The sequence below is a fragment of the Streptomyces sp. PA03-6a genome (genome assembly GCF_033792765.1).
Taxonomy (GTDB): Bacteria; Actinomycetota; Actinomycetes; order Streptomycetales; family Streptomycetaceae; genus Actinacidiphila.
Map to the genome: position 1 here is coordinate 1 of NZ_JARAVK010000332.1, position 8087 is coordinate 8087.

8 protein-coding genes, 1 tRNA gene and 1 pseudogene are annotated in these 8087 nt (G+C 75.3%); 4 read left to right on the forward strand and 6 right to left on the reverse strand.

Annotation, left to right across the window (positions count from 1 at the left end):
- A pseudogene (locus tag PV350_RS41760) lies at window positions 1-349 on the forward strand (hypothetical protein); the annotation flags it as partial.
- A gap of 14 nt (window positions 350-363) precedes the next feature.
- Here PV350_RS41760 and PV350_RS41765 read toward each other — a convergent pair.
- Genes PV350_RS41765 through PV350_RS41775 form a run of 3 tightly spaced genes read right to left on the reverse strand, consistent with a single transcriptional unit; the run spans window position 364 to window position 4146 of the window.
- The gene (locus tag PV350_RS41765; protein ID WP_500338624.1) at window positions 364-576 is read right to left on the reverse strand and encodes a hypothetical protein; all 213 of its coding nucleotides are present in this window, start codon (window positions 574-576) and stop codon (window positions 364-366) included.
- Window positions 577-619: 43 nt separating this feature from the next.
- Window positions 620-1474: an ABC transporter permease gene (locus tag PV350_RS41770; RefSeq protein ID WP_499515268.1), complete on the reverse strand. Its 855-nt coding sequence runs from the start codon at window positions 1472-1474 to the stop codon at window positions 620-622.
- Window positions 1471-4146: an alpha/beta fold hydrolase gene (locus PV350_RS41775; RefSeq protein ID WP_500338625.1), complete on the reverse strand. Its 2676-nt coding sequence runs from the start codon at window positions 4144-4146 to the stop codon at window positions 1471-1473. Before PV350_RS41775 ends, PV350_RS41770 begins: the two co-directional genes overlap by 4 nt.
- Before the next feature lie 119 nt (window positions 4147-4265).
- Here PV350_RS41775 and PV350_RS41780 point away from each other — a divergent pair, with 119 nt between their 5' ends.
- Window positions 4266-5231, forward strand: coding sequence for an aldo/keto reductase (locus tag PV350_RS41780; RefSeq protein ID WP_500338626.1), 966 nt, complete (start codon window positions 4266-4268; stop codon window positions 5229-5231).
- Window positions 5232-5244: 13 nt separating this feature from the next.
- Here PV350_RS41780 and PV350_RS41785 read toward each other — a convergent pair whose 3' ends face one another.
- Together PV350_RS41785 and PV350_RS41790 are read right to left on the reverse strand one after the other, a co-directional pair.
- Window positions 5245-6186 carry a transketolase family protein gene (locus PV350_RS41785; protein ID WP_500338627.1) on the reverse strand — a complete coding sequence of 314 codons (942 nt, stop codon included), beginning with the start codon at window positions 6184-6186 and terminating at the stop codon, window positions 5245-5247.
- Between the two features lie 29 nt (window positions 6187-6215).
- Window positions 6216-6917 carry a thiamine pyrophosphate-binding protein gene (locus tag PV350_RS41790; RefSeq protein WP_499515272.1) on the reverse strand — a complete coding sequence of 234 codons (702 nt, stop codon included), beginning with the start codon at window positions 6915-6917 and terminating at the stop codon, window positions 6216-6218.
- Window positions 6918-6971: 54 nt separating this feature from the next.
- On the opposite strand from PV350_RS41790, the gene soxR reads away from it, so the two are divergent.
- Window positions 6972-7451, forward strand: a complete 480-nt coding sequence (gene soxR, locus PV350_RS41795; RefSeq protein WP_500338629.1) for a redox-sensitive transcriptional activator SoxR — start codon at window positions 6972-6974, stop codon at window positions 7449-7451.
- On the opposite strand, the gene PV350_RS41800 is transcribed toward soxR, so the two are convergent.
- Window positions 7432-7722, reverse strand: a complete 291-nt coding sequence (locus PV350_RS41800) for a YiaA/YiaB family inner membrane protein (protein WP_499515274.1) — start codon at window positions 7720-7722, stop codon at window positions 7432-7434. The genes soxR and PV350_RS41800 overlap by 20 nt on opposite strands.
- A 182-nt stretch (window positions 7723-7904) precedes the next feature.
- Between PV350_RS41800 and PV350_RS41805 the strand changes: the two genes are divergently transcribed.
- Window positions 7905-7978 (forward strand) — tRNA-Pro (locus tag PV350_RS41805).
- The last annotated feature ends 109 nt before the right edge of the window (window positions 7979-8087 follow it).

Consider the following 8087-nt stretch of genomic DNA (forward strand, 5'->3'; position numbering starts at 1 on the left):
CCTCCTGCTCCGCCGCGTCCACCAGGCCGCCTCAGGCGGCCGCCGTGTGCTCGCCCTCCCCACGAACTCCGCCCCCGACGCCCGGCGCCTGCGCCGCGCCGCCCTTCCGACCGCCGCGGACCTCCTCGAAGACCTCCACCGCACCGCGGCCGACCGCGGCCGCGACCCCTTCGGCCGCCTCCTGCCCGCCGACACCGACCGCTTCGCCCTCGCCTGGCTCGCCGCCGCCGTCTACGCCGACGAACTCTCCCGCGCCCTGTGCGCCGCCGCCTGGGGCGCGGATCCGTCGGCCGATCCCTCCGCCGACACGCCGGTGTCGCCCGTCGGGACGGCGGGCAGCCCGGTGTAGCGGTTCAGCCGGGTTCAGCAGCGGAGGAAGCGGGGTGCCGGCGGGCAGCCTGACGCCGACCATGCGGGAGGCGTGCACGGCTGCTCGTCGCCGGGCCCGGAGCCTGGGGCGAAGACGCACCCGCTCCATGTGCAGCGCACCCGGGCGCCGGCGCCCGCCGCCCCGAGCAGCCGCGCGGCGTCCTCGGCCGCCTCCAGCGAGACCTCCTCCACGACCACGAGCGTCACGGCGGCCAGCAGTTGCCTGTTCCGCCAGGCGCGCCCGCGCCCCTCAGGACACGATGTCCTTCCCCCGGAAGCCGCGGAAGGCCAGCGCGAAGAACACCACCGCGAAGGACAGCGACACCGAGGTGCCCTTGAGCATGCCCGACCATTCCAGGCGCGGCTGGAGCGCGTCGATCCAGGCGTACTGCCAGTGCGTCGGCAGGACGTCCCGCAGCGAGCCCAGGGCCGTGATCGCGTCCAGGATGTTGGAGAGGATCGCGACGCCCACGGCCCCGCCGACCGCCCCCAGGGGTGCGTCGGTGAGCGTGGAGAGCCAGAAGGCGAAGCCCGCGACGGCCAGTTGGCCGACGAAGACGTAGAGGGCGGCGATCGCGAGCCGGCCCGTCGCGGTGCCCGGGGGCAGCGAGCCGGCCGTGGTGAGCTCCAGGTCGCCCCAGCCGTAGGCGAGCGTGCCGACGCCGAGCGCCACCGTGGGCAGCGCCAGCACGGCGGCGGCGCTGAAGACCAGGGACACCAGCGCCTTGGAGGCGAGCAGCCGGGCGCGGGGCACCGGGGCGGCCAGCAGGTAGCGCAGGGAGGACCAGTTGGCCTCCGAGGCGATCGTGTCGCCGAAGAAGAGGGCGACCGGGATCGTCAGCAGGAAGCCGGAGGAGACGAACAGCACCGCCAGCGAGAAGTTGACGCCCGAGGCGGTGGCCACGTCCATCATCGTCGGGCCGGAGTCCCGCCCCCGCGGGGTGCCGCCGATCGCGAAGGCCGCCCACACGATCACGGGCAGCCCGAGGACGACGGCGAACGCGACGAGGGTGCGGCGCCGCAGCAGCTGCCGCACCGCCTCCACCCGCAGCGGCAGGGTGCGGCCCGGACGGTACCCCGCGGCCAGTTCCAGGGTCTCGGTCACGCGGGACCTCCGATCAGGGTCAGGAACGCGTCCTCCAGGCGGCGGTGCGGGCCGACGCGCTCCACCGGCACGTCGAGCCGCAGGAGTTCGGACAGCAGCTCCGGCACGGTCATGGTGCCCGGCCGGACCAGCAGCCCGTCGTCCGCGGACTCGGCCGTCTCGACGCCGGGCAGCGCCGACAGCTTCGCGGCGACCGCCTCGCGCTCCTCGTCGCCCATGCCCGGTGCGCCGACGAAGAGCGTCTGCCCGCTCCCGGCGATCTCGCCGACCGGACCGGCCGCGACGAGCCGCCCCTTGTCCATGACGACCAGGTGCGTGCAGCTCTGCTCGACCTCCGACAGCAGGTGGCTGGAGACGAGGACGGTACGGCCCGCCGCCGCGTAGCGCCGCACCACGTCGCGCATCTCGCGGATCTGCGGCGGGTCGAGCCCGTTGGTCGGCTCGTCGAGGATGAGCAGGTCGGGCAGGCCGAGCATGGCCTGCGCGATGGCGAGCCGCTGTCGCATGCCCTGCGAGTACGTGCGCACCGCGCGCTCCAGGGCCTCGCCGAGGCCGGCGATCTCCAGAGCCTCCTCGACGTGGGCGTCGGCCGCCGGCCGGCCCGTGGCCCGCCAGTACAGCTCCAGGTTGGCCCGCCCCGTCAGGTGCGGCAGGAAGCCCGCGCCCTCCACGAAGGCCCCGACCCGGGACAGCACGGGCGCGCCCGGCCGGATCGCGTGGCCGAACACGCGGATCGTTCCGGCGTCGGGCCGGATGAGGCCCATCATCATGCGCATCGTCGTCGTCTTGCCCGCGCCGTTGGGGCCGAGCAGCCCCAGCACCTGGCCCCGTTCCACCCGGAAGGACAACTCCCGCACGGCGTAGCGGTCCGCCGCGCCGTGGTAGCGCTTGGAAAGCCCGGAGATCTCCAGGGGTACGTCCGTCAGGGCCGGGTCCGGCGCCTGCCGCACCGCGCCCGCCCGGCGGCGGCCGGTCAGCAGCAGCGCCGCCGCCAGCGCGAGCGCGGCGAGCGGCAGCAGCCACACCCAGGCGGGCAGCGTCCCCTGGGCGGTGGTCAGTTCCGGGTCCGTGGGCACCGTCAGCGCGGCGCCCCCGGGCAGGGACACCCGGTACGTGGCGGCCGCGACGGGGGAGGCGTAGCCCAGGTCGGTGGTGGACAGCACCAGCCGCAGCCGGTGTCCCGCGGCGAACTCGTGGTCCACGGCGGGCAGCCGCACCTGCACCGTGTCGGCGCCGGCGACCCGCAGCGGCGCGACCAGTTGGTGCGGCAGGGTCTCGTTGCCGCCCGGGCCCACGTCGTAGAGCTTCGCGAAGAGCACCGCACCGGCGGGCGCGTCCGTGTCCACGGTGACCCGTGTCGTCGCCGCGCCCGTCAGGCGCAGCGACGAGCTCAGCGGCGCCGAGTCGAAGGCGGCGCGCTGACCGGGGAAGTCCAGCGACAGCGACAGCCCCTGGCCGAGGTCGGAGAGCTGGGAGAGGGCGCCCACACCGGGCACCGCCGAGATCGCGGGCGGGCTGCCGCCGGCGGGGTTGGCCACCGTCTGCGCGCGGCGGCCGAGCGGGACCGTCCGGGTCCGGGTGCCCTCCAGCCCGGGGTACGCGTCGGCGTCCGCGCCGCGCCGCACGGCCCTGCCGTCGGTGGTGTCGACGCCTCCGGTCCGGGTGACCCGGAACGCGGGCCCGGTGTCGGTGCCCTCGTCCTTCTTCAGCCAGCGGTCGAACCAGGCCGTGGTGCGCGCCTCGATCCGCGAGGTCTCCTGGTCGCCCCCGTCGTGCCCGCCGGAGAACCAGTCGACGGCCACGGGCGCGCCGTTCGCGGCGACGGCACGCGCGATGGCGTCGCCCTGGTCGAGCGGGAAGAGGGAGTCGTTCTGGCCCTGCACCACCAGGGTCGGCACCTTGATGCGCCCGGCCACCGAGGAGGGACTGGAGCGCGTCAGCAGCCGCAGCGTCGCGGCGTCCGGGCGGCCGGCGACGGCCGACCGGTCGTACATGGCGCACAGTTCGGCGGTGAAGCCGCAGGCCGCGCCGCGCGAGCCGGTGGAGAAGAAGATCCCCGCCCACAGCTTCTTGAACACGCCCTGCGGGAACAGCGCTTCGCCCAGGTCCCACCAGGTGATCGCGGGCGCGATGGCGTCCACCCGCCGGTCGTACCCGGCGGCCAGCAGCGAGATGGCCCCGCCGTACGAGGCCCCCGCGACGCCGACCCGCGGGTCGTCACGGCCGTCGCGCAGCACCTCGGGCCGCCGGCCCAGCCAGTCGATGAGCCGTGAGACGTCGGCGACCTCGGCGTCGGGGGAGTTGAGCCCGATCCGCCCGCCCGAGGCGCCGAATCCCCGCGCGGACCAGGTCAGTACGGCGTAGCCGCTGCGGGCGAGGGACTCGGCTTCGGCCCGCACGTCGTCCTTGGTGCCGCCGAAACCGTGCGCGAGCAGCACCGCCGGGCGCGGCGCCGACCCGCCGGAGGTGAAGTAGGAGGTGTCGATCCGCACCTTCGCGGTACTGCCCGGGGCCTCGGGCAGCGAGAAGACCCGGTCCTGGCGGCGCACGGGCGCGGGGGCGTCGGCCGTCGCGAGGGTGACGGCGCCGCCTCCGGCGAGCAGGGCGAGGGCGGCGGCGCCGGCCGCCAGCCGCCGCCGGGTGCGCCAGGTCCTGGGCAGGGCGAATCGCATGCGTGATCCTCGGACGGGGACGACGAGTGTGACGCTCCCACTATGCATTCCGGTGATCACCCGCGACGTCCGCCTCAGGCACCGGATCGGCGTACTGCACCGGGAGTACGGTGACGACCGTGCCCCTCGAACGACTCGTCACCGCCCCCCTGCCCCGGCTGGGTCTCGGCCTCGCCGCCGTCGGCCGTCCCGCCTACATCGACCTCGGCCGCGCCGCCGACCTGCCCGCCGACCGCACCGTCGAGGCGATGCGGGACCGCGCCCACGCGGTCCTCGACACCGCCTACGCGCTCGGCATCCGCTACTTCGACGCCGCCCGCTCATACGGCCGGGCGGAGGAGTTCCTGGCCGGCTGGCTGGACGCCCACCCCGAGGCCACCGACGTCGTGACCGGCAGCAAGTGGGGCTACACCTACACCGCCGGGTGGCGGCCCGACGCCGAGGTGCACGAGGTCAAGGACCACGGCACCGCCACCTACGACCGGCAGATCGCCGAGACCCGCGCCCTGCTCGGCGACCGCCTCGACCTCTACCAGATCCACTCCGTCACCCCGGACAGCCCGGCCCTCGCCGACCGCGACCTCCACGAACGCCTCGCCCGGCTGGCGGCCGACGGGGTGGCCGTCGGCCTGTCCACCAGCGGTCCGCTGCAGGCCGAGGCGATCCGCGTGGCGCTGAAGGTGACGGTGGACGGGCGGCGCCTGTTCTCCGTCGTGCAGGCCACCTACAACCTGCTGGAGCCCTCCGCCGGGCCCGCCCTGGCCGAGGCGCACGACGCGGGACTGACCGTGATCGTCAAGGAGGCGATGGCCAACGGCCGCCTGGCCACGGCCGAACCCGACTCCCCCCTCGCCGCGGTGGCCGCCCGGACCGGCGCCGAGCCCGACGCCGTCGCCCTCGCCGCGGTCCTGCGCCGCCCCTGGGCCGGTGTCGTGCTTTCCGGCGCCGCGACGACCGGCCAGGTCACCGCCAACGCCCGGGCCGCCTCCCTCGGCCTCGACGCGGAGCACCTGGCCCGGCTCGCCGCCCTGGCCGAACCGGCCCCGGCGTACTGGCGGCACCGCGCGGAGCTCCCCTGGAGCTAGCGGGCGCCCGGAGCTAGCGGGCGCCCGAGCCCGCGAGGCGCGCCGGGTGGCGGGAGCCCGCCAGGAAGCCCCCGATGCGTGCCCGCAGCCCGGCGGCGTCCAGGCCGTGCGCCGCCACGTGTTCCTGCCAGGTGCCGTAGCGGCGCAACTCCGCGCGGGCGGTGCCCAGGGCCAGGACGCGGTGGGGCAGGTCGAGCAGGGCCTCGGCGGCGAAGGGCGCCGAGGTCCCCGCCAGGTACGGCTCGATCAGCACCACGTCCGCCGCGTCCGTACCCGCGACGGCCGCCCGCAGCCCGGCCGCGTCGAAGGGGCGCACCGTGGAGGCGTACAGCACGGTCACGTCCATGTCCGCGACCGCGGCCAGCGTGGCGTCCAGGAGCGGGCCCACGGCGACGACCACGCCCGCCCGGCCCTCGCGCAGCACCCGGAACCGGCCCGGCGAGACCGGCCGCGCGGTGCGGTTGGACTGCTCGCTGAGCCGCACGTAGACCCGGTGGTCGTCGTCGGCCGCCGCGTGCCGGACCAGGGCCTCGGCCTCGTCGGGGTGGCCGGGCACGTGCACGGTCCAGCCGTCGAGGGTGTCCAGCAGGGCGACGTCACCGGGGGCCTGGTGGGTGCGGCCGCCCGCGGCGATGTCGTATGAAGCGCCCGCGCTGACCAGCACCGCGCCCGCGCCCTGGTGCCCCAGGTCCAGCTTGACCTGCTCGAAGGGGCGTTCCACCAGGAAGCTGCCGAAGGTGTGGACGATCGGCCGCAGCCCGGTCAGCGCCAGCCCGCCCGCGACGCTGACCAGCAGCTGCTCGCGGATGCCGACGTCGACCACCCGGTCGGGGTGGGCGCGGACGGCGTCGGTGAAGCGGTCCCCGGAGATGACCGCCAGCACGACGGCCAGCCGGGGGTCGTCCTCCAGCAGGCGTCCGGCGACGGAGGTGAAGCGTTCACGCATGGTGTCCACGGGAAGGTCTCCTCGGCTCGGGGCGGCGGTCAGCGCTTGGACTCGACATGGGCGACGACGGCGTGCGGCCGTCCGGGGTGCGGCATGGTGAACGCCTCGTACAGGGCTTCGTGGTCACGGCCGTCGGCGGTGGCCACGGACCAGCCCTCGGCGGCGAAGAGCGAGGCCGGACCGCCGGGGCGCCGGTAGGTGGCGGAGGTGTTGTCGACCGCGACGACGTGCAGGCCCTCCAGGCCGACGGCGCCGGCGAAGGCGACGGCCTCGTGGTTGCTGCCCTCGTCCAGTTCGGCGTCGCCGACCAGCACCCACACCGCGGCGTCGGTCAGGCCCTGCGCCCGCAGCCCCAGGGCGCTGCCCACGGCGATCGGCAGCCCGTGGCCGAGCGAGCCGGAGCCGATCTCGGCGCCCGGCACGAGCACGCGGTCCGGGTGGTGACCGAGCGGCGACCCGAAGGATCCGAAGCCCGGCAGCCACCCCTCCGGGACGAAGCCCTTGGCGGTGAGGACCGCGTAGTACGCCATCGGGCCGTGGCCCTTGGAGAGCAGGAAGCGGTCCCGGCCGGCGTCCTCCGCGGTCCCCGGGGTCACCCGCAGCACGCGGTCGTAGAGCACCCACAACACGTCCAGGGTGGAGGTGGCGGCGGGCCCGTGCTTCTCGTCGCCGGTCATGAGCGACATCAGCCGCCGCAGATCGTCGTAGCCGTACGCGGTGTCCGTGCTGGTCGGAGTCATATCGAGAGGATGCAACTTCAAGTCGGCTTGAGGTCAAGCGCTATCCTCGGGCCCATGAGCGACCCCGCACCGCGCCGCGACCGCCTGGCCATCGGTGAGCTCGCCGCCCGCAGCGGCCTGGCCACCTCGGCCCTGCGCTACTACGAGGAGCTCGGCCTCATCCGCTCCGAGCGCACCGCCGGCGGGCAGCGCCGCTACGCCCGCGCCACGCTCCGCCGTATCGCCTTCATCCGGGCCGCCCAGCGCGTCGGCCTGTCGCTGGAGGAGGCAGGCGCGGCCCTCGCCCGGCTCCCCGAGGACCGCGCCCCCAGCGCCGCCGAATGGAACACCGTCGCCCGCACCTGGACCCGCCGCATCGACGAGCAGATCGCGGAGCTCGAACGGCTCAAGGGCAACCTCACCGGCTGCATCGGCTGCGGCTGCCTCTCCCTGCGCAAGTGCGCCCTGTACAACCCGGACGACACCGCCGCCGCCAAGGGCCCCGGCGCGCGCTACCTGCTGGGCGACGAGTCGGCTACACCCCGTCGACCTTGAACGGGTCGTGCTCGGCCAGCAGCTTGTCCAGCCGGGCCTGGTCCACCCGGCTCGTCACCTGCCCGGCCTCCTGCCGGTCGCGGACGACCTTGGCGAGCGTGAACGCCGAGGTCACCACGTAGAGCAGTCCCACCGCCAGGAAGGCCCGCACCCACGGGCCGACCGGCAGGTAGGCGATGCCCACGACCATCGCCCCGAGGGCGATGGCGAACGAGATCGCGGCCTGGGCCGAGAAGGCCGCGGTCGTCTGCTGCTGGATCGGATTCGCCATGACCGAAGCATCCGGCCGTCGTGGCCCGCGCCACATGAGTACGGCTACTCATCCCGGGCCGGGTACCCCGTCGCGGCGGCGCCCGGCGTGCTGCGGGAATGGTGCGAGCGAGCACCCGACGACGTGCGGTATTGTTCTCGTGCGCGGTCGGCCGGGCGGGAAGCCCGGGACGAAAGCGACACCGGGACGTGGCGCAGCTTGGTAGCGCACTTGACTGGGGGTCAAGGGGTCGCAGGTTCAAATCCTGTCGTCCCGACGGTGTCGACCAGCGGGTTCGTCATTCATGACGAACCCGCTGGTTGCGTTTGCGGCACATGAGGCGCGGCCGGAGCGGTACGCCCCCGGCCGGCCGCCCCCCTGGCGGG